The organism is Mycobacterium sp. NGS26, from assembly GCF_059813025.1.
On sequence record NZ_JCALDU010000004.1, the window covers coordinates 403,514 to 423,258 of the forward strand.

19 protein-coding genes and 3 tRNA genes are annotated in these 19,745 nt (G+C 67.9%); 11 read left to right on the top strand and 11 right to left on the bottom strand.

The features are described from left to right. Positions 1 to 34: 34 nt before the first annotated feature. From AC5Y6X_RS16295 to AC5Y6X_RS16315, 5 genes are all read right to left on the bottom strand, one after another. Positions 35 to 514, bottom strand: a complete 480-nt coding sequence (locus AC5Y6X_RS16295) for an Imm61 family immunity protein (RefSeq protein ID WP_499987531.1) — start codon at positions 512 to 514, stop codon at positions 35 to 37. Then, entirely contained in the window at positions 514 to 2,442 is a 1,929-nt protein-coding gene (locus AC5Y6X_RS16300) for a TNT domain-containing protein (RefSeq protein ID WP_499987533.1), read from the bottom strand. Before AC5Y6X_RS16300 ends, AC5Y6X_RS16295 begins: the two co-directional genes overlap by 1 nt. 199 nt (positions 2,443 to 2,641) lie before the next feature. Then, positions 2,642 to 3,019, bottom strand: coding sequence for a type II toxin-antitoxin system death-on-curing family toxin (locus AC5Y6X_RS16305; protein ID WP_324675746.1), 378 nt, complete (start codon positions 3,017 to 3,019; stop codon positions 2,642 to 2,644). After that, positions 3,016 to 3,216, bottom strand: coding sequence for a CopG family transcriptional regulator (locus tag AC5Y6X_RS16310; protein ID WP_324675748.1), 201 nt, complete (start codon positions 3,214 to 3,216; stop codon positions 3,016 to 3,018). The genes AC5Y6X_RS16305 and AC5Y6X_RS16310 overlap by 4 nt, the downstream gene beginning before the upstream one ends. 183 nt (positions 3,217 to 3,399) lie before the next feature. After that, positions 3,400 to 3,485, bottom strand: a tRNA-Leu gene (locus AC5Y6X_RS16315). 222 nt (positions 3,486 to 3,707) lie between these two features. On the opposite strand from AC5Y6X_RS16315, the gene AC5Y6X_RS16320 reads away from it, so the two are divergent. The 7 genes from AC5Y6X_RS16320 to pknB all read left to right on the top strand — a co-directional run bounded on the left by AC5Y6X_RS16320 (position 3,708) and on the right by pknB (position 13,559). Continuing rightward, positions 3,708 to 5,399, top strand: coding sequence for an FhaA domain-containing protein (locus tag AC5Y6X_RS16320; protein WP_324675750.1), 1,692 nt, complete (start codon positions 3,708 to 3,710; stop codon positions 5,397 to 5,399). Positions 5,400 to 5,524: 125 nt separating this feature from the next. Next, complete coding sequence (locus tag AC5Y6X_RS16325) at positions 5,525 to 5,992, top strand: FHA domain-containing protein FhaB/FipA (protein ID WP_324675752.1); 468 nt, start codon at positions 5,525 to 5,527, stop codon at positions 5,990 to 5,992. Further along, complete coding sequence (locus AC5Y6X_RS16330) at positions 5,989 to 7,491, top strand: PP2C family protein-serine/threonine phosphatase (RefSeq protein WP_324675754.1); 1,503 nt, start codon at positions 5,989 to 5,991, stop codon at positions 7,489 to 7,491. The genes AC5Y6X_RS16325 and AC5Y6X_RS16330 overlap by 4 nt, the downstream gene beginning before the upstream one ends. Next, entirely contained in the window at positions 7,488 to 8,897 is a 1,410-nt protein-coding gene (locus AC5Y6X_RS16335; RefSeq protein WP_324675756.1) for an FtsW/RodA/SpoVE family cell cycle protein, read from the top strand. Before AC5Y6X_RS16330 ends, AC5Y6X_RS16335 begins: the two co-directional genes overlap by 4 nt. Next, the gene (gene pbpA, locus AC5Y6X_RS16340; RefSeq protein WP_324675758.1) at positions 8,894 to 10,378 is read left to right on the top strand and encodes a D,D-transpeptidase PbpA; all 1,485 of its coding nucleotides are present in this window, start codon (positions 8,894 to 8,896) and stop codon (positions 10,376 to 10,378) included. The genes AC5Y6X_RS16335 and pbpA overlap by 4 nt, the downstream gene beginning before the upstream one ends. Then, complete coding sequence (locus tag AC5Y6X_RS16345; protein ID WP_324675760.1) at positions 10,375 to 11,685, top strand: serine/threonine-protein kinase; 1,311 nt, start codon at positions 10,375 to 10,377, stop codon at positions 11,683 to 11,685. The genes pbpA and AC5Y6X_RS16345 overlap by 4 nt, the downstream gene beginning before the upstream one ends. After that, positions 11,682 to 13,559: a Stk1 family PASTA domain-containing Ser/Thr kinase gene (gene pknB, locus AC5Y6X_RS16350; protein WP_324675762.1), complete on the top strand. Its 1,878-nt coding sequence runs from the start codon at positions 11,682 to 11,684 to the stop codon at positions 13,557 to 13,559. The genes AC5Y6X_RS16345 and pknB overlap by 4 nt, the downstream gene beginning before the upstream one ends. On the opposite strand, the gene AC5Y6X_RS16355 is transcribed toward pknB, so the two are convergent. Together AC5Y6X_RS16355 and AC5Y6X_RS16360 are read right to left on the bottom strand one after the other, a co-directional pair. Beyond that, positions 13,537 to 14,223, bottom strand: a complete 687-nt coding sequence (locus AC5Y6X_RS16355; RefSeq protein WP_324675764.1) for an aminodeoxychorismate/anthranilate synthase component II — start codon at positions 14,221 to 14,223, stop codon at positions 13,537 to 13,539. The two genes, pknB and AC5Y6X_RS16355, sit on opposite strands and share 23 nt — an antisense overlap. Before the next feature lie 48 nt (positions 14,224 to 14,271). Further along, positions 14,272 to 15,015, bottom strand: a complete 744-nt coding sequence (locus AC5Y6X_RS16360; RefSeq protein WP_324675766.1) for a DUF881 domain-containing protein — start codon at positions 15,013 to 15,015, stop codon at positions 14,272 to 14,274. A gap of 78 nt (positions 15,016 to 15,093) precedes the next feature. On the opposite strand from AC5Y6X_RS16360, the gene crgA reads away from it, so the two are divergent. Then, positions 15,094 to 15,375, top strand: coding sequence for a cell division protein CrgA (gene crgA, locus AC5Y6X_RS16365; protein ID WP_067756253.1), 282 nt, complete (start codon positions 15,094 to 15,096; stop codon positions 15,373 to 15,375). Between the two features lie 155 nt (positions 15,376 to 15,530). Next, positions 15,531 to 15,956 carry a PH domain-containing protein gene (locus tag AC5Y6X_RS16370; RefSeq protein ID WP_324675769.1) on the top strand — a complete coding sequence of 142 codons (426 nt, stop codon included), beginning with the start codon at positions 15,531 to 15,533 and terminating at the stop codon, positions 15,954 to 15,956. Between the two features lie 31 nt (positions 15,957 to 15,987). Here AC5Y6X_RS16370 and AC5Y6X_RS16375 read toward each other — a convergent pair whose 3' ends face one another. Then, on the bottom strand, positions 15,988 to 16,536 hold the full coding sequence (locus AC5Y6X_RS16375) for a peptidylprolyl isomerase (RefSeq protein WP_324675771.1): 549 nt from the start codon (positions 16,534 to 16,536) through the stop codon (positions 15,988 to 15,990). A gap of 96 nt (positions 16,537 to 16,632) precedes the next feature. Here AC5Y6X_RS16375 and cwsA point away from each other — a divergent pair, with 96 nt between their 5' ends. Both cwsA and AC5Y6X_RS16385 read left to right on the top strand, forming a co-directional pair. Then, on the top strand, positions 16,633 to 17,070 hold the full coding sequence (gene cwsA, locus AC5Y6X_RS16380) for a cell wall synthesis protein CwsA (RefSeq protein ID WP_324675773.1): 438 nt from the start codon (positions 16,633 to 16,635) through the stop codon (positions 17,068 to 17,070). 43 nt (positions 17,071 to 17,113) lie between these two features. Then, positions 17,114 to 18,388 (top strand): hypothetical protein, encoded by a 1,275-nt coding sequence (locus AC5Y6X_RS16385; RefSeq protein WP_420715840.1) that lies wholly within the window; start codon positions 17,114 to 17,116, stop codon positions 18,386 to 18,388. Positions 18,389 to 18,402: 14 nt separating this feature from the next. Here AC5Y6X_RS16385 and AC5Y6X_RS16390 read toward each other — a convergent pair. From AC5Y6X_RS16390 to AC5Y6X_RS16400, 3 genes are all read right to left on the bottom strand, one after another. Further along, a tRNA-Ala gene (locus AC5Y6X_RS16390) sits at positions 18,403 to 18,475 on the bottom strand. Positions 18,476 to 18,623: 148 nt separating this feature from the next. Beyond that, a tRNA-Ile gene (locus tag AC5Y6X_RS16395) sits at positions 18,624 to 18,697 on the bottom strand. 68 nt (positions 18,698 to 18,765) lie between these two features. Beyond that, on the bottom strand, positions 18,766 to 19,662 hold the full coding sequence (locus tag AC5Y6X_RS16400; RefSeq protein ID WP_324675777.1) for a DUF3566 domain-containing protein: 897 nt from the start codon (positions 19,660 to 19,662) through the stop codon (positions 18,766 to 18,768). Positions 19,663 to 19,745: the final 83 nt, after the last annotated feature.

Here is a 19,745-nt window from a genome sequence, read left to right on the forward strand (position 1 = left end):
GACGGATTTCCTTGCGCGCCTGCGGGATTCGTTCCTAACGGAGCCCCTCGCTAACCATCTGTTCAATCTCATCGACCGATTTGTTCATCAGGTGACTAAATATGGTCGCGTAGGGCTCCATCAAAATGGCGCGTCCACTGCTTGATCGCACTTCGGCGATTCCTTCGGTTATAGGATTCAACTCGACCTCCGGACTGACGCCTAAGGAATACAGTTGCGGTCCCAGCCTCGGAGCACCGACGACCCCTCGAGCGCTGGAAGCCCAGATCCATATCAGGTATTTTTCGGCTAGTTCGAAAGTGGATAGTTTGGCCGTTCCATCATGGCGTTGTCCGCGGTCGTCCACGGTATCTACAATCCACCAAGTTCCGTCGTTCCTGAGATGGACTGAGTAGTCGGTGGATTCGAACAAGAGTTGACAGTCATCGCAGTCGGTAGACACGGATATGTTGCCGAGTTGCGCCAGATTGGACCATGCAAACCAGTTCTGCGACAGTCGGGCGAAATTTGCCATCACTTACGAACCTCTTTCAGGTATCCAGACTCAAGCAGGGCATCCACCGGGGCGTCCTTCCCATCTGGCCCGATAACTCGATATTGCGTCCCGCCCCCCGGCTGGTGGAACCAGGGCGCTACTTCAGATTCCTCAATGTGGTAGCCGCGCGGCAGCGCTTCCGGGTTATCTACGACGTATTGAAAGTAGGGCTTGAGAGCACTATCCGGCGGGAGTGAAAGTTCGGCGAATGGGGTTCCCTGAGGAGCCATGTAGGAACCTCCGGGGTAGCCGAAGCGACTGAGAACCGTTCCTTCGGGCAGCTGTGCGTCGGGCATGACGGTGCCGGGTACCGCGTAGGGCTTGGTGGGGAGGCTGTCGTCGGGATAGATAAGGCTGCCATCGGGCCTGGTGAATTCTGGGCCCGGTTCGATCGGTTGGTATCCGTGAAACAGCGGATGGTCCGAGGGCAGCGGTGGCGGTGGCGACTGGTCAACGACCGGTGGTGGAGTGTGCGGAACGTCAGGTACCGGCAAATGTTCTCCGGGAGCGTGTTCCGCAATGCCGCCGCCCTGACCTCCCGGCGGCGTGTGCTCGACCACGGGTGACGGGCCGGGATGCGCTCCGGGCAGAGGCTCCCCGCCCGCGCCGGGCAGTGTGCGTGGTGGGAGATCCGCCTGGGCGATTGCCGCACGCGCCTCGGCCGCGCTCAATGCGCGGGGCAGCACGTTGTCTGAAGTCAGGCCCGTCATTAGGGCTTCACGACTGAAGAGGGTTTTGAGCCCCTGCCACGCGGCTTCGCCGCCGGCCTTGAGTTCGGGTCCGCCGACGGCCAGGGTGATCACGCTCCACAGGGGTTCCGGCGTGGCTTCCACCTTGCCGGGGTCCAGCGTGCGCATGCCGGTCAACTTGCCGTCTTTGAAGGTGTAGGACGTGCCGGTGGCTTGGTCGAAGAATTCGCCGGCACCGTTCTTGAGCTGCCCGACGACCTGCACCGGCTGCCCGTCAACGTTGTAGGTGAACATGAATCGACCGTCGGCGGTGGTGCTGACGGACGCGGGGTCGATGGTGTTGTAGTCGGGAATCTTGCCCAGGTCGTCGATGGCGCGGGCGAGGTCGGCCTTGAGCTTCGGCAAGCTCTGGGCCGCGGCCTCTCCTTCCGGGGAGCCCGGGCCCTTGGTGTAGAGGGTCGCCAGGGCTTTGTCGACGGCGTCCTGCGCGGCGCGCACTTTGCCCATCTGATCCACCACGGCCTGGTTGGTGACTTGGCGGAGGTCGGTCAGCTCGCCACTCTGCAGCGCGGACGGCGGGGGCGCAGGGTCACTATCGACGCCGTGGATGGCGGCCGGATCGTATCCCTCGCCTCGCAAGTTCTGCAGCGATTTCTGCAGGCAACCGGTGTAGCCGTCGCGCGTTAACTGGATCTGCGCCAGCGTGGCCTGAGTGTCTTTGATGGCGTCCTCTTCGCAGGCACCAATGAAGGCTTCGAGTTGGGCCATCTCATCAGGGGTGACATCGGGATCGTCTTCTTCATCCAGCGCTTGGCCGATCAAGTCGTCGAGCCGCTGCAAATGATCCTCGAGCGTCGCGATCTGCCCACTTGCGGATCCTTGCGCTTCGGCAAGTGCGGCGGCGATGTTTTCCAGGTCGACGCCGATCTTGGGCAGCTGCAGGGACTGCGCACCGAGCGACCGGACGACGAACTGCACTTCGGCGGAGTCATTGATCGGGTGCTCGCCGTTCTCCCGATTCCAGGCCGCCTCGAAGCGGCGACGTGCTTCGTCGAACGCGGCGTTGGCCTCGGTGGTGCATCGGCCCGCGGCATGGAAGGCCTCCGCCAAGTCGGAGATCTGGGCCGGGCGGCCGGCTTGCAAGCTCTTGTTGATCGCGCAAGGATCGCCTCCGGCCTCGGCGACCAGCAGCGCGATGCTTATGTAGCGCAGCTGCATCGCGCCGCCCGCATGCTCGCGGCGCTGCGCATATCCATCTCGGTCGACGTCGCGAACATCCCTAACCCCTTCTGAGCTGCTGGTTAGGCTACTGCCGCAAACGCACCCGTCAATTCACTTCGCGAGCGAAACCATCGCGAGATCGTGGGTTTCGTTCCACCGCAACGGATTCCATGTGCGTGAAGGGTGGGATGCCAGCTCACCCGGCCATCCCTACCAATCGGTGGGCGATCTTGGCGACCGTGTCCAGCTCCCCGGTGGCTACGGCGACCACCAGATCGAACCTTGCGTCCTCGGACGCAGAGATGGTGTAGCCGTTGTATGCGTAGAACAGCCGCATAGCGACCCAGCCGAGCGGCTTGTTGCCGTCAATAAGCGCGTGGTATTTGACTAGCGACTCCAATAGTGCGGCGGCCTTCTCGTGGATCGTCGGATAGGCATCCTGTCCGAATACCGAGGTCCGCGGGCGAGCGACCGCGGATTCGAGCAGCCCGTAGTCGCGGACCTGCGGTGAGTGCCCGGCATAGGCGGCGGCCGCGGCCAGCAGATCGTCGAGATCGAGGTATTCGACGCTCATGCATCGGCCAGCCGCCGCAGCAGCCCGGCATCCTCCTCAACGATCTGGGCCAGCAACGCGGCACGCCGTGCCTCGCGGTTATCGAGATACTGATCGACGGCTTTAAGGGCAACGGCCTGCATCGACAAGCCCTCGCGAGCAGCTGCCTCGCGAAGCCGTGCAGTCTGGTCGGCGGTCAGCCGCAATGTCATTGCCATACGAAGATGGTATCAAGTGATACCAAACGATACCATCGCTCTATCGGTGGATGTTGAATCCCTGAAGGATCCGGCAGCGCGGCCGAAATCGTCTGGCGCCCAAGCGAATGCACCAGAAATATCGCATCATCTATGAGGTATTGATGGGATGTTGACGCGGCCAATACCTGACCCGTGGTTTTTTGGTGGGCGAAGGGGGACTTGAACCCCCACGTCCCGAAGGACACTGGCACCTGAAGCCAGCGCGTCTGCCATTCCGCCACTCGCCCGGGGAACAACCGATGGACCATACCACTCTAATAGCCTTCTGCCCCAGCCCTGCCCGGCAGGGTGCGCGCACCGGCTGACCTGCCTCGTCGCGATTCTCAGGATTCTCATGGTGCCGCCGCATGAGGGTATCTCGATACCATGCACAAGTGATGCGACACGCGGGCGAGTCGTTTGCCTTGCGCGGCCGATACACCAACACAGCTGCGGGCGAGCGCTGATTCATGGGTAGCCACAAAGGGCTGGTTCAGCGGATCGAGCGCAAACTCGAGGCGACCGTCGGTGATGCGTTTGCCCGCATGTTCGGGGGACAGATAGTCCCGCAAGAGGTCGAGGCCCTATTGCGCCGCGAAGCCGAAGACGCCGTCCGGCCGCTTCAGGGAAATCGTTTTTTGGCCCCCAACGAATACATCATTACCCTCGGTATGCACGACTTCGAGAAGGTGAGCGGGGATCCCAATCTCACGCCGAGCGTTTTCGCTAGGTACTTGGCTGACTATATCTATGAACAGGGGTGGCAAACGTATGGTGAGGTGGTGGTTCGGTTCGAGCAGTCGCCGAACCTGCACACCGGCCAGTTCCGCGCCCGCGGTGCTGTCAACCCCGATATCGAGCCCCGCCCTACGCACAACGATGCCGCCCGGCCACAATCAAACCAGGCGTTCAGCGCAGAACCAGGAGTACCACCAATGACTGACAATTCGAGCTACCGCGGCGGTCAGGGGCAGGGGCGGCCCGGCGACGAGTATTACGACGAGCGTTACGCGCGTCCCCAAGACGACCCGCAGGGCGGCCAGGACCCGCAGGGCGGAGCCGACGCGCGAGGCGGATATCCGCCGGAGCAGGGTGGCGGCTACCCACCGCAGGGCGGCTACCTACCGCAAGGCGGCTACCCACCGCCTCGCCCGCCCGAGCAGGGCGGCTACCCCGAGCAGGGCGGCTACCAGGACCAGCGCGGCGGGTACCCCGAGCAGGGCGGTTACCAGGACCAGCGCGGTGGATACCCCGAACACGGCGGTTATCAGGACCAGCGCGGCTACCAGGACCAGGGTCGGGGCTACCCCGAGCAGGGCCAGCCCGGCTATCCGGACCAGGGGCAGCCCGGCTATCCACCGCCGTATGAGCAGCGCCCCCCGGCGCCCGGCGGTTACGGCGGCCCCGGCTACGACCAGGGCTACCGCCAGGGCGGTGGCTACGCCCCGCCGGGCGGGGGTCAGCCCGGCGGAGGTCAGCCCGGCGGCGCCCAACCCGGCTACGGCGGGTACGGCGACTACGGCCGCGGGCCGGCTCGCCCGGAAGAGGGCGGTTACGCGCCGCCCGCCGCCCCGGAACCACCGCGGGCGCCTTACCCCGACCAGGGCGGCGGCTACGACCAGGGCTACCAGCAAGGTGGCCCGGGATACGGCCAACAGGATTACGGCCAACAGGATTACGGTCAAGGCGACTACACGCAGTACGCCGAAAACATCCCGGCCGGGGGCTACGCCCCACCAGCCGGCGGATACGCCGAACCCGCCCCCCGCGACTATGACTACGGCCAGTCGGCGGACTACGGCCAGCCCGCCGACTACGGCCAGCCGTCCGCCGGCGGCTACGGGGGTTACGCCCCGGGCGGTTACGGGGCCGGCGGCACGTCGGTCACCCTGCAGCTCGACGACGGCAGCGGCCGGACCTACCAGCTTCGCGAGGGCTCCAACATCATCGGCCGCGGACAAGACGCCCAGTTCCGGTTGCCCGACACCGGTGTGTCGCGCCGTCACCTCGAAATCCGCTGGGACGGACAGGTCGCGCTGCTGATCGACCTCAACTCCACCAACGGCACTACCGTCAACAACTCGCCGGTGCAGGAGTGGCAATTGGCTGACGGCGACGTGATCCGTTTGGGCCACTCGGAGATCATCGTTCGCATCCACTGAACGCAGCGGGCTCAAAGCTGCCGTGCTTCGCCCCGCGCCGACCACCGCCCAAGTATCGTGACGTTGCCGATGTGCTAGGCGTCACCGATGCGAGGGGTGCGACGCCAGGACGGAAAGGACGCCAGATGCAGGGACTAGTACTGCAACTGACGCGTGCCGGATTTTTAATGTTGTTGTGGGTATTCATCTGGTCCGTGCTGCGGATCTTGCGGACTGACATTTACGCGCCGACCGGTGCTGTCATGGTGCGTCGCGGCCTGGCCTTGCGGGGCTCGCTGTTGCCCTCGCGGCAGCGCCGCCACGCCGCCCGCTATCTGGTGGTGACCGAAGGTTCACTGGCGGGCGCGCGCATCACGCTGAGCGGGCAGCCGGTGCTGATCGGACGCGCTGACGACTCGACCCTGGTGCTGACCGACGACTACGCTTCGACACGGCACGCCCGGCTCTCGCAGCGCGGCTCGGAATGGTACGTCGAGGATCTAGGATCGACCAACGGCACTTACCTTGACAGGGCGAAGGTGACGACTGCGGTACGAGTCCCAATAGGAACGCCGGTTCGGATCGGCAAAACGGCAATCGAGTTGCGCCCGTGACCCTGGTCCTGCGATATGCGGCCCGCAGCGATCGCGGCCTGGTACGCGCCAACAACGAAGACTCGGTCTACGCGGGCGCGCGACTGTTGGCCCTGGCCGACGGCATGGGCGGCCACGCCGCCGGCGAGGTGGCATCCCAACTGGTGATCGCCGCGCTGGCCCATCTCGACGACGACGAGCCGGGCGGCGACCTGCTGGCCAAGCTCGACGCGGCGGTGCGCGCCGGCAACTCGGCCATCGCGGCGCAGGTCGAGATGGAACCCGAGCTCGAGGGGATGGGCACCACGCTTACCGCAATCCTGTTCGACGGCAACAGGATTGGGCTGGTGCACATCGGGGACTCACGCGGCTACCTGCTGCGCGACGGCGAGCTGACGCAGATCACCAAGGACGACACGTTTGTCCAAACCCTGGTCGACGAGGGGCGGATCACGCGGGAAGAGGCGCACAGCCACCCGCAGCGATCGCTGATCATGCGGGCCCTGACCGGTCACGAGGTCGAGCCGACGTTGACCATGCGAGAGGCAAGAGCCGGGGACCGCTACCTGCTCTGCTCCGACGGGCTGTCCGATCCGGTCAGCGACGAAACCATCTTGGAGGCCCTGCAGATCCCCGACGTCGCCGAAAGTGCCTACCGCCTAATCGAATTGGCGTTGCGCGGCGGCGGGCCCGACAATGTGACCGTGGTGGTCGCCGACGTCGTCGACTACGACTACGGCCAGACCCAACCGATTCTCGCCGGTGCGGTGTCCGGCGAGGAAGATCAACTGACCCTGCCCAACACTTCGGCCGGGCGCGCTTCGGCGATCAGCCCTCGCAAAGAGGCGGCGAAACGCGTTGCGCCGCAAGAAGAGACGGCAAAACGACCGCGATGGCCGCGGCGCCGGATGTTCATCTTCGTGACGCTGATCGTGTTGCTGATACTCGCGGGCCTGGCCATCGTGCGGACCGTCATCCGGAGCAACTACTACGTCGCCGGTAACAACGGCATGGTGTCGATCGTGCGGGGAGTGCAAGGGTCGATCCTGGGCATGTCGCTGCACGAGCCCTATCTGGTGGGCTGTCTCAACGCGCGCAACGAGCTGTCGCTGATCGGCTACAGCCAGACCGGGGGGCACCTGGACTGCCGGTTGATGCGACTGCAGGACCTGCGTCCGGCCGAACGCGCACAGGTTCAGGCGGGGCTGCCGGGCGGCACCCTGGACGACGCCATCGGGCAGTTGCGGGAACTGTCGGCCAACTCCCTGCTGCCGCCCTGCCCGCCGCCCCGCGCCACCTCTCCGCCGGGCGCCCCGGCCACCAGCGGGACCACAGCCCCAAGCGCCACACCCACCACGACCATCGGCCCCTCAGCCAGCAGCCCGACCCCCACCAGCGCCCCCGCGAACACCCCGCCGGCAGCGCCCGCGACCACGTCGCCCCCGACCACTTCGCAGACGGTCACCGTACTGCCGCCACCCCCACCGCAGCCGGGCATCGACTGCCGGGCGGTCGCATGACCACTCAGGTCCAGCCGCCGGTCGCCGTCACCCCGCCGCTGCCCACCCGGCGCAACGCCGAACTGCTGCTGTTGTGCTTCGCCGCGGTGATCACCGTCGCCGCGCTGCTCATCGTCGAGGCCAACCAGCAACGCGGCCTGCGCTGGGACCTGACCGGTTACGGCCTGGTCTTCCTGGGCGTGTTCGGCGGCGCGCACCTGGCCGTCCGTCGCTTCGCGCCCTACACCGACCCGCTGCTGTTGCCAATAGTGGCGCTGCTCAACGGACTTGGCCTGGTGATGATCCACCGCCTCGACATCGTCAACAACGAGTTGAGCGGTCGCCGTCACCCCAGCGCGACCCAGCAGATGCTGTGGACCCTGGTGGGGGTGGCCGCGTTCGCGCTCGTCGTCACCTTCCTCAAGGACCACCGCCAGCTTGCGCGCTACGGCTACATCTGCGGATTCACCGGTCTGGTTTTCCTGGCGATTCCCGCGCTGCTGCCGTCGTGGCTGTCCGAGGAGAACGGCGCCAAGATCTGGATTCGCTTCCCGGGCTTCTCAATTCAGCCCGCTGAGTTTTCCAAGATCCTGCTGCTGATCTTCTTCTCCGCGGTGCTGATCGCCAAGCGCGGGCTGTTCACCAGCGTCGGCACGCATTTCATGGGCATGAACCTGCCGCGCGCACGGGATCTCGCGCCGCTGCTGGCGGCCTGGGTGATCTCCATCGGCGTGATGGTGTTCGAAAAGGACCTCGGCACTTCGCTGCTGCTCTACGCGTCGTTCCTGGTGGTGGTCTACCTTGCCACGCAGCGTTTCAGCTGGGTCGTCATCGGCCTGGTGCTGTTCGCGGTGGGAAGCGTTGTGGCGTATTTCATTTTCGAACACGTCCGGGTTCGTGTGCAGACGTGGTGGGATCCCTTCGCCGACCCCGACGGCCACGGCTATCAGATCGTGCAGTCGTTGTTCAGCTTTGCCACCGGCGGCATCTTCGGCACCGGCCTGGGCAACGGCCAACCCGACACCGTCCCGGCGGCGTCGACCGACTTCATCATCGCCGCCTTCGGCGAGGAACTTGGATTAGTGGGTCTGGCGGCCCTTTTGATGCTCTACACGATCGTCATCGTCCGCGGCCTGCGGACGGCGATCGCGACGCGTGAGAGCTTCGGCAAACTGTTGGCCGCGGGCCTGGCGTCGACGCTGGCGATCCAGCTGTTCATCGTCGTCGGCGGGGTGACCCAGCTCATCCCGCTGACCGGCTTGACCACCCCGTGGATGTCCTACGGCGGCTCGTCACTGCTGGCGAACTACGTGCTGCTGGCCATCCTGGCGCGCATCTCGCACAGCGCCCGCCGCCCGCTGCGCACCCGCGCACGCAACAAGGCGTCCATCGCGGCGGCCGGCACCGAGGTGATCGAGCGGGTATGAACGCCTCCCTACGCCGGATCTCGGTGACCGTGATGGCGTTGATCGTGCTGCTGCTGCTCAACGCCACGATGACGCAGGTCTTCGCGGCCGACGGGCTGCGCACCGATCCGCGCAACCAGCGAGTCCTGCTCGACGAGTACTCACGTCAGCGCGGCCAGATCATCGCGGGCGGCCAGCTGCTGGCCTATTCGGTGGCCACCGACAGCCACTACCGCTTCCTGCGGGTGTATCCCAACCCGGCCTCGTATGCACCCATCACCGGCTTCTACTCGCTGCGCTATTCCAGCTCCGGCCTGGAGCGCGCCGAGGACGCCCTGCTCAACGGGTCCGACGAGCGGCTGTTCGGGCGGCGGCTGGCCGACTTCTTCACCGGCCGCGATCCGCGCGGCGGCAACGTCGACACCACCATCAACGCCCGCGTCCAGCAGGCCGGCTGGGACGCGATGCAGCAAGGCTGCGGCGGGCCGCCGTGCAAGGGCGCCGTCGTCGCCCTGGAGCCCTCCACCGGCAAGATTTTGGCGATGGTGTCGGCGCCGTCGTATGACCCCAACCTGCTGGCGTCCCATGACCCCGACGTGCAGGCGAAGGCCTGGCAGCGGCTTCGCGACGACCCCGACAACCCGCTGACCAACCGGGCGATCTCCGAGACCTACCCGCCCGGTTCCACGTTCAAGGTGATCACCACCGCCGCGGCCCTGCAGGCCGGGGCCAGCGACACCCAGCAGCTGACGGCGGCGCCCACGATCCCGCTGCCCGACAGCACCGCCATGCTGGAAAACTACGGCGGCGCGCGGTGCGGCAACGGCAACGGGTCGACCGTGCCACTCAGCGAGGCGTTCGCCCTGTCGTGCAACACCGCGTTCGTCCAGTTGGGCCTGCTGACCGGCGGCGATGCATTGCGCAGCATGGCGCGCTCGTTCGGCCTGGACAGCACGCCCAGCGTCATTCCGCTTCAGGTCGCGGAGTCGACGATCGGGATCATGGCGGACGCCGCCGCGCTGGGAATGTCGAGCATCGGGCAGAAGGACGTCGCGCTGACGCCGCTGCAGAACGCGCAGATCGCGGCGACCATCGCGAACAACGGGGTGATGATGCAGCCCTACCTGGTCGACAGCCTCAAGGGCCCGGACCTGTCCAACATCAGCACCACCGCGCCCTATCAGCAGCGCCGCGCCGTGTCGCCGCAGGTCGCCGCTAAGCTAACAGAGCTGATGGTCGGCGCCGAGAAGGTCGCACAACAGAAAGGGGCCATTCCCGGCGTGCAGATCGCATCCAAGACTGGTACCGCAGAGCATGGCACCGACCCGCGGAATACTCCGCCGCACGCGTGGTACATCGCCTTTGCGCCCGCGCAGTCACCCAAGGTGGCCGTGGCGGTGCTAGTGGAGAACGGCGCCGACCGCATGTCCGCGACCGGCGGTGCACTCGCGGCACCGATCGGGCGGGCCGTCATCGAGGCCGCGCTGCAGGGAGGACCATGAGCCCGCGAGTTGGGGTGACGCTGTCTGGCAGGTACCGCCTGCAGCGCCTGATCGCCACCGGCGGCATGGGCCAGGTTTGGGAGGCGGTCGATAGCCGGCTGGGCCGGCGCGTCGCGGTCAAGGTGCTCAAGGCCGAGTTCTCCCAGGACCCCGAGTTCATCGAGCGGTTCCGCGCCGAGGCGCGCACCACCGCGATGCTCAACCATCCCGGGATCGCCAGCGTGCACGACTACGGCGAAAGCCAGATGGACGGCGAGGGCCGCACCGCCTACCTGGTGATGGAGCTGGTCAATGGCGAACCGCTGAACTCGGTGCTCAAGCGCACCGGCCGGCTGTCGCTGCGGCACGCGCTGGACATGCTCGAGCAGACGGGCCGCGCGCTTCAGGTCGCCCACGCCGCCGGCCTGGTCCACCGCGACGTCAAACCGGGCAACATCCTGATCACCCCGACCGGGCAGGTGAAGATCACCGACTTCGGCATCGCCAAGGCCGTCGACGCGGCCCCGGTGACGCAGACCGGCATGGTGATGGGCACCGCGCAATACATCGCGCCCGAGCAGGCCCTGGGCCACGACGCGACCCCGGCCAGCGACGTCTACTCGCTGGGAGTTGTTGGCTACGAAGTGGTTTCGGGCAAGCGGCCGTTCACCGGGGACGGCGCCCTGACGGTCGCGATGAAACACATCAAGGAGCCCCCGCCGCCGCTTCCGGCCGAGCTTCCGCCCAACGTGCGCGAGCTCATCGAGATCACCCTCGTCAAGAACCCCCAGATGCGCTACCGCAGCGGGGGACCGTTCGCCGACGCCGTCGCCGCGGTGCGGGCCGGCCGCCGGCCGCCGCGGCCGAGTCAGACACCGCCCCCCGGTCGGGCCGCACCCGTCGCCATCTCGTCCGGCGCGACGACCCGGGCCGCGACCGTCAGCCGGGCCGCCGCGCCCCGCCGATCCCGGCCGTCGACGGGCGGCCACCGGCCGCCCCCGGCCCGGCGCACCTTCTCGTCGGGCCAGCGCGCGCTGCTGTGGGCCGCCGGGGTGCTCGGCGCGCTGGCGATCATCATCGCGGTGCTCATCGTCATCAATTCGCGAGCCGAGAACGAGCAGCAGCAGACACCCGCCCCGACCGTCACCGACACCGGGACCCCGCCGGCGACCAGGACCCCCAGCGGTTCGGCGCCCGGCCTGCGGCTCAATTGGACGGATCCCGCGGCGGTAGGTAATTCTGGACTTCGGAGCAGGCCGCCCGAACTCGGCTGGGCAATCCCCGTAGCGCCCAGCACGTCGCCGGCCCAACACGAGACACCGCAATGACCACCCCGCAGCACCTGTCCGACCGCTACGAACTGGGTGACATCCTCGGTTTCGGGGGAATGTCCGAGGTTCACCTGGCCCGCGACGTTCGTTTGCACCGCGACGTCGCGGTGAAGGTGCTGCGCGCCGACCTGGCCCGCGACCCCAGCTTTTACCTGCGCTTCCGGCGCGAGGCCCAAAACGCCGCCGCGCTGAACCACCCGTCCATCGTCGCGGTCTACGACACCGGCGAGGCCGAGACGGCGGCGGGCCCGCTGCCCTACATCGTCATGGAGTACGTCGACGGGGTCACCCTGCGCGACATCGTGCACACCGACGGCCCGCTCCCGCCGCGGCGCGCCATCGAGATCATCGCCGACGCCTGCCAGGCGCTGAACTTCAGTCACCAGAACGGGATCATCCACCGCGACGTCAAGCCGGCGAACATCATGATCAGCACGACCAACGCGGTCAAGGTGATGGACTTCGGCATCGCCCGCGCGATCGCCGACAGCAACAGCGTCACCCAGACCGCCGCGGTGATCGGCACCGCCCAATACCTGTCCCCGGAGCAGGCCCGCGGCGATTCCGTCGACGCGCGGTCCGACGTGTACTCGCTGGGCTGTGTTCTCTACGAAATCCTCACCGGCGAACCGCCTTTCACCGGTGATTCACCCGTCTCGGTCGCCTACCAGCACGTGCGCGAGGACCCGGTCCCGCCGTCGAAGCGACACGAGGGCATCTCCGCCGATCTGGACGCGGTCGTGCTCAAGGCGCTGGCCAAGAACCCCGACAACCGCTATCAGACCGCCGCTGAGATGCGCGCGGACCTGGTGCGGGTGCACAACGGCGAGCCGCCGGAGGCGCCCAAGGTGCTGACCGACGCCGAGCGGAGCTCGCTGCTGGCGTCCACCGGCCCGAGCCTCGCGGGTCCGCGCACCGATCCGCTGCCGCGCCAGCCCCTCGACGACGGCGACGACGATCGCATGGGTGGTTCGATCGGCCGCTGGGTTGTCGCGGTCGCCGTGCTGGCGGTGCTGACGATCGTCGTCGTCATCGCGTTCAACACCTTCGGCGGCGGCACCCGCGACGTCCAGGTGCCCGACATGCGGGGGCAGGTCTCCGCCGACGCGATCGCCGCGCTGCAGAATCGCGGCTTCAAGACGCGCACCCTGCAGAAGCCCGACTCGGCGATCCCGCCCGACCATGTCATCAGCACCGACCCCGGGGCCAACGCCTCGGTGAGCGCCGGCGACGAGATCACCATCAACGTGTCCACCGGTCCCGAACAACGCGAGGTGCCCGACGTCTCCTCGCTGAACTACGGCGACGCGGTCAAGAAGTTGACCGCCGCCGGATTCAGCAAGTTCAAGCAGGCGAACTCGCCGTCGACCCCGGAGCTCATGGGCAAGGTCATCGGGACCAACCCGCCGGCCAACCAGACCTCGGCGATCACCAACGTGATCACGATCATCGTCGGCTCGGGGCCGGAGACCAAGCAGCTGCCCGACGTCGCCGGGCAGACCGTGGACGCCGCGCAGAAGAACCTCAACGTCTACGGCTTCACCAAGTTCAGCCAGGCCTCCGTCGACAGCACCCGGCCGGCCGGGGAGGTGGTCGGCACCAATCCGGCCAAGGGCCAGACGGTTCCGGTCGATTCGGTCATCGAACTGCAGGTGTCCAAGGGCAACCAGTTCGTGATGCCCGACGTGTCCGGCATGTTCTGGACCGACGCCGAGCCGCGGCTACGCGCGCTCGGCTGGACCGGGGTGCTGGACAAGGGACCCGACGTGGATGCCGGCGGCTCCCAGTCCCACCGGGTGGTCTATCAGAACCCGCCGCCCGGCGCCGGCTGCAACCGGGACGGGATCATCACGCTGAAGTTCGGTCAGTAGCAGCGGGATCGGCCGGCAATTGCGGCCGCACCGCGGCGCGCACGTCGTTTTCCAGCCGGCGGATCAGGGTGTCGTCGCGCGCCCATCCGCAGTAGGCCAGCCAGTTGGCCAGCATCCGGTGGCCGCCCTCGGTCAGGATGGACTCGGGGTGGAACTGGACGCCGTGGATGGGCAACTCGGTGTGCCGCACGGCCATGATGACACCGCTGCGGGTGCGCGCGGTGACCTCCAGCACCGCCGGCAGCGACCCCGGCAGGATCGTCAGCGAGTGGTACCGGGTCGCGGTGAACGGGTCCGGAAGTCCTTGCAGCACACCGACATTGGTGTGAAACACGTTGCTGGTCTTGCCGTGCAACAGCTCCGGCGCGCGGTCCACGGTGGCGCCGAATGCGACGCCGATGGCCTGGTGGCCCAGGCAGACCCCGAGCAGCGGGGTGCGCGCCGCCGCGCACGCGCGCACCAGGCCGACCGAGGCTCCCGCGCGTTCCGGGGTGCCGGGCCCCGGGCTGAGCAGCACCCCGTCGAACTGGGTCGCCACTGTGGCCTTGTCCGACAATCGCGCGTCGTCGTTGCGCCACACCTGCGCCTCGACGCCGAGCTGCCCGAGGTACTGCACCAGGTTGAAAACGAAGCTGTCGTAGTTGTCGACAACCAGGATCCGCATCGTGTCAGGGTACCGTTTGGCGCGTGCGCCGGCGCTGCTCAGTGCTGTTCAGTAGCCGACCGGGCCGGCGGGACGGGCGAAATGCGTCCGGACCGGTTCGCTGTGGCCGACGATCTGCACGTCGGGCCTGACCTCCTCGCGGTAGCCCAGCCCGAATCGGACCACGTACTGCTTGTAGAGGGTCACCAGGGGGGCGGCGGCCAGCGCGGCCTGCATCGCCGCGGCGTTACCGATCGCGGTGATCGTGTACGGCGGGCTGTAGGTGCGGCCGTTGAGCAGCAGCGTGTTCCCGACGCAGCGCGGCACCGAGGTTCCGATGATCCGCTGGTCCTGCATCTGGATCGCCTCGGCGCCGGCGCTCCACAACGCGTTGAGGACGGCCTCGATGTCCTGCTGGTGCACCACCAGGTCGTCGGGGGACGCGTCGCGCGGGAACCGGCCGTTGGCATCGCGCTGGGCGTCCTGCAGTGTCACCGTCAGGCCCGGCCCGTGCACCGGATCCAGCCCCGCCTCGCCGGCCAGCTCGGCGGCCCGTCGCAGCATCGCGGCCAACGCCGCGTTCGAAGACCTGCCGTGCATCGAATCGAGCTTGCCGGCCAGCGCCTCGCGTTCGGCGTTGAGATGACTCACCGACGACTGCGCCTCCCGGACCAGGTCGACCAGGCGTGGGGCATCGCTGCGGCGGATCTCGGCGCCGCCGGACACCCCGTGCGTGGCGGCCAGCAGCAACCCGGCGAGCAGGCACACCAACGGCACGCCGAAGCGCCACGGCGAGCGGCGCGTGTCGTCCATCGGGCTCTCCGTTTCCTGGTCAGGTGCCCAGGTGGGTTAGTCTCGTAGCGTAATTGCCGCGACACCCCCGAGGTAACCGTGCCCAAATCCAAGGTCCGCAAGAAGAACGACTTCACCGTCAGCGCCGTCAGCCGCACCCCGGTGAAGGTGAAGGTCGGGCCGTCGAGTGTGTGGTTCGTGGCGCTGTTCGTCGGCCTCATGCTGATCGGCCTGGTGTGGTTGATGGTGTTTCAATTGGCCGCTGTCGGCAGCCAGGCCCCGGCGGCGCTGAACTGGATGGCGCAACTGGGTCCGTGGAACTACGCGATCGCGTTCGCCTTCATGATCACCGGTTTGTTGCTCACCATGCGCTGGCACTGACCAAGATCAAATCCGCAATGAATTCATCTTGGGGTCAATCCGTTACTGCGCCAGCAACGTTGTGACCGCCCAATCACACGCGTGTGATTTATCCCCACTGTTGATAGCGCTTGTGGATAACTCCATCGGCAGTGGTGGGAGGGGGTAGAAAGCAGGTGCAGCAAACTCATTGGGAGCCCCGCGCGGCGGGAATCGCTGGTTGTGGCCTCGCCGGGTTATTGATGGCTACCGCGAGTGTGACCATCGTCACAGACCCGCCGGGCCGCGTCATGACGGGGATTGCCGCGGCGGGCCTGATCTTGTTTGCGGGCGCGACGTGGCGGGCGCGGCCGAAACTGGCAATCACGACCGACGGCCTGGTCGTCCGCGGCTGGTTCCGGACGCAGCAATTCCGCCGCCCCGACATCAAGATCATCCGGATCACCGAGTTCCGCCGCCTGGCCCGCAACATGCGCCTGCTCGAGGTCGAAACGGTCGACGGCGGGCTCGTGGTGTTCTCCCGGTGGGACCTCGGAACCGAACCCCTCGACGTGCTCGACGCGCTCACCGAGGCCGGCTACACCGGGTCGCGCGAAAGCTAGCCGGTGGCCGCCGGGGCGGCCACGATTCGGGTCAGGAGATGGTGATCGACTCGATGACCACCGGATCGGTGGGACGGTCGTTGCCGTCGGTGGGCGTCGTCGCGATCGCGTCGACGACCTTCCGCGATTCGGGGTCGGCCACCTCGCCGAAGATCGTGTGGCGCCGGTTCAGGTGCGGGGTCTTCTCGACGGTGATGAAGAACTGCGAGCCGTTGGTGCCCGGGCCCGCGTTGGCCATCGCCAGCAAGTAGGGCTTGTCGAATTGCAGCTCGGGGTGGAACTCGTCGGCGAACTTGTAGCCGGGGCCGCCGCGGCCGGTGCCGGTCGGGTCGCCGCCCTGGATCATGAATCCCTTGATCACCCGGTGGAAGACCGCGCCATCGTAGAACGGGCCGGACGGGCTACCCGAGGCGTTCTGCGTCGAGTACTCCTTGGTGCCCTGCGCCAGGCCAACGAAATTGGCGACGGTCTTGGGCGCGTGATTCCCGAACAATGCGATCTTGATGTCCCCGCGGTTGGTGTGCAGGGTGGCGGTAGCGGTCTGAAAGGGGCTGTTGGTCACGGGGTCACAGTCTGCCATCACCGACGCGCATGCCCGCACCGGGTGTGGGTCTGCCCGCGGACGTCGTTTTGGTGGCAGTCTGTAGGCTCCACGAGCGGCACAGAAAGGCGACAGATGAGCGCGCAGGCGGACAACCGGTTGACCCCCCGTGAGCGATTGGCCCGAGGCCTGACCTACTCGACGCTGGGACCGGTGGACGTCACGCGGGGCGTCGTCGGGCTGGGGTTGCACTCCGCGCAGTCGACCGCGTCGGGGCTGCGCCGGCGGTACCGGGAGGGCCGGCTGGCCCGCGAAATCGGTGCGGCGCAGGAGACTCTCGCCCAAGAGCTGGCCGCCGCGCAGGAGGTGGTCGCGAACCTTCCGCAGGCGCTGCAGGACGCGCGCCGGTCCCAACGCCGCCGCGGCAGGCGCCCCGTGCTGATCGCCGGAGCCGTCGTCGTGGTCCTGGCCGGCGGCGCCGTCGCCTTCAGCATCGCCCGGCGCTCGGCGCGCCGTGAGCGCTCGGAGCCGTCGCCGCGTCCGCCCAGCGTCGACGTGCAACCGCGACCCTGAGGGGTACGGTCCCGCCGAAGTGGGACACTGGTTGCGGTAGGAAATGAAAGCGCTCGGGATTGCGGCCGCAGCCGCCATAGCTTTCGCACCGCTCTCGGTGGCAGTGGCCACACCCGGTGCGGTGCACGCAGCTCCGTGCGCGGGCGCCGGGGCGACCCCCCAGCGCTGCCAGTACTGCCAGTTTTTGGTCAACGCGTACCACACCTCGAACACCGGCGTGTGTAACGAGGACCCGCCGCCCCGCCCGGCGCAGGCGCCGCCGAGCAGGGTGCCGGAACCGACCCCGGGACCGCTGCCGGAGCCCGCGCTGCCGAGCATGCCGCCGGTGCAGGTCCCGCAGGTGATTCCGCCGAGTCCCCCGGCCCCGAGCACCGTCCCGGTGCAGGCCCCGAAGATCGCCCCGCGCGCCCCCGGCGCGCCGAGCAACGCCCCGCTGGTGGCCCCGCCGAAGCCGCTGGATGCCCCGCCGCCGGCGGTCAGCGCCGCCAAGGCCGCGCCCCCGACGAGGGTCAATCCCGGCACCGCGCACCAGATGCTGCAGGTGGTGGACTTCGACCGCCAGGTCCAAAATGTGGTCAGCGCCCACGGCGGCAACGTCGACGTCGTCAAGGCCGACAACCAGTCGCTGGTGCGTCCGCGGCATTGGGACTACATCGACTACGACGCCTACCACCGCCCCACGCTGTACAACCCGCTCAATCAGGCGATGACCTTCCGCTTCTCCTACAACGGCGGGCGCCAGGAGGCGTACGTGCCGGCCGGCGGCCGGATCGTGCTCGACGTCGCCACCGCCGGGCTGTTCCCGTTCACCGCGGTCGGCGACAGCTATGTGGCGTCGGGCAGCTTCACCGGAGGCGCCTGGATACCGCCGGACAGCGGCGCCGGCTCACCGCCGCCGGACTACCACCCGCCGGCGCCCCCGGAGGTCGACCAGGACGTGTTGGCCGACGTGCCGTCCGGCAACCAGGTCGTGGAGGTCGGCCAGGTGGCCCTGGTGGGCCACGACGACAGCCAGCCCGCGGGCAGTCAGGACACTTTCCTGCTCGACGACTCCACCCTCGCCTGGGGTCACATCAATGATCCCGGCGGCCGCTCCCAGATCACGGTGACCAAGACCCAGTCGCTGCCGGGCGCCGGGCCGACCGACAACGGCGGCTTCCTAGTGGCGCTGGCCGCGCAGCACGACGAGCCCAGGCAATCCGGCCCGCCGTGGTGGCCCTCGGCGCTGGGCTTCGGGGGACTGGCGGCGGTGGTGTGGCTTGTCGCCGGGGCGATCAACCGGCAGAAGCGGCGCGAGGACCTGACCGCTGAGCGCTGACGGTCGGGGCTACGTGGAGCCTAGGGGAATCGAACCCCTGACACCTGCCTTGCAAAGGCAGTGCTCTACCAACTGAGCTAAGGCCCCTCTGGACGACTCGACCGGTGATCGGGCGCATCGGCTGCGGCCACGTGCCAGACCTCGACCCCACGCCGTGACCGCACCACCACCGCCGCGGCGATCAACGCCAGCGGCAATGCGAGTCGTAGGTAACGCCGGGACGAGCACATGGTTGTGGGCCTAGGAGGACTCGAACCTCCGACCTCTTCGTTATCAGCGAAGCGCTCTAACCGCCTGAGCTATAGGCCCGCACGCTGTACGGCCGAGCGACGAGATTACCGCAATCGCCGCCCCTTCCCCAAAACCCGGGAACCGCGCTAGTCGCGGTCAGCCAGGGTCACCTCGATGCCGCCGATCAGATCTGTCGTCAGGTTGTAGACGAATGCACCGATGGTGGCCATCGCGGTCAGCAGCACGATGTTGACCAAGCCGATCAACACGGCGCCGCCGAAGATGGTGCCGCTGGAGACCAGCTCGCCGCTGCTGCCGCTGGTGTTGTTCAGCAGGTCACCGACGTTGCTGTTCAGCTTCGACCACACACCCATGCCGCCGAGCACCAGGTACAGGAACGCCACCGCGATCATCCACACGAAGAACAACGCCACCGAAAGCAACAGGGACACCTTCAACGTGCTCCACGGGTCGATCCGGCGGATCTGCATGCTCGCCCGGACCGGGCCGCGGGTCCGCCGCGACACCTGGAACCGGCTTTCGCGGCCTTCCCGGTCCTCAGTCGCCGAGCGGCCCGACGCCGGCGCGGTCGACGCCTCAGTTGTGCGGTCGGGTGCGGGCTTGCGCTGCGCGGTGCGCGGCATCGGGCCGGACAGGTCGGGCAACTCGCTGGCGTAGGCCTCGGCGGGCGGGCCGTCACCGCGGGGCGGCGGGGCGTCGAAGTCCTGCGGCGCGCCCTTCGGATGCCCCGACGCGCCGGCCCCCGGCGCCGCGGTGCCGGAGATGAAACGGTTCAGCCGGGCGTCTATCCCCGAGGGTGGGCCCGCGGGCCGCGGCTCGGCGGGCGGCTCGGCCGGGCGATGCGGTGGCTGGGGTGCCTGGGCGGGCCGGCTCGCTCGCTGCCGCGGCGGCGGGTCACCGGCGTCCGCGGCGCGGCCGGCCTGCGCGGGCGTCGCGCGGTGGACGCCCGCCCGGTCGGCCGAACCGTCCCCGTTCAGGCTGTCGCCCTTTTTGGGGGCGCCCGGCTCCTTTGGTGAAGTCACCCCGACTCCTTACGTGTGTACCAAGGCCCCCCGGGCGGTGGCTGTCTTGTCTGCGGTCGGGCTGAGTCTAGTTGCCCTTCCGT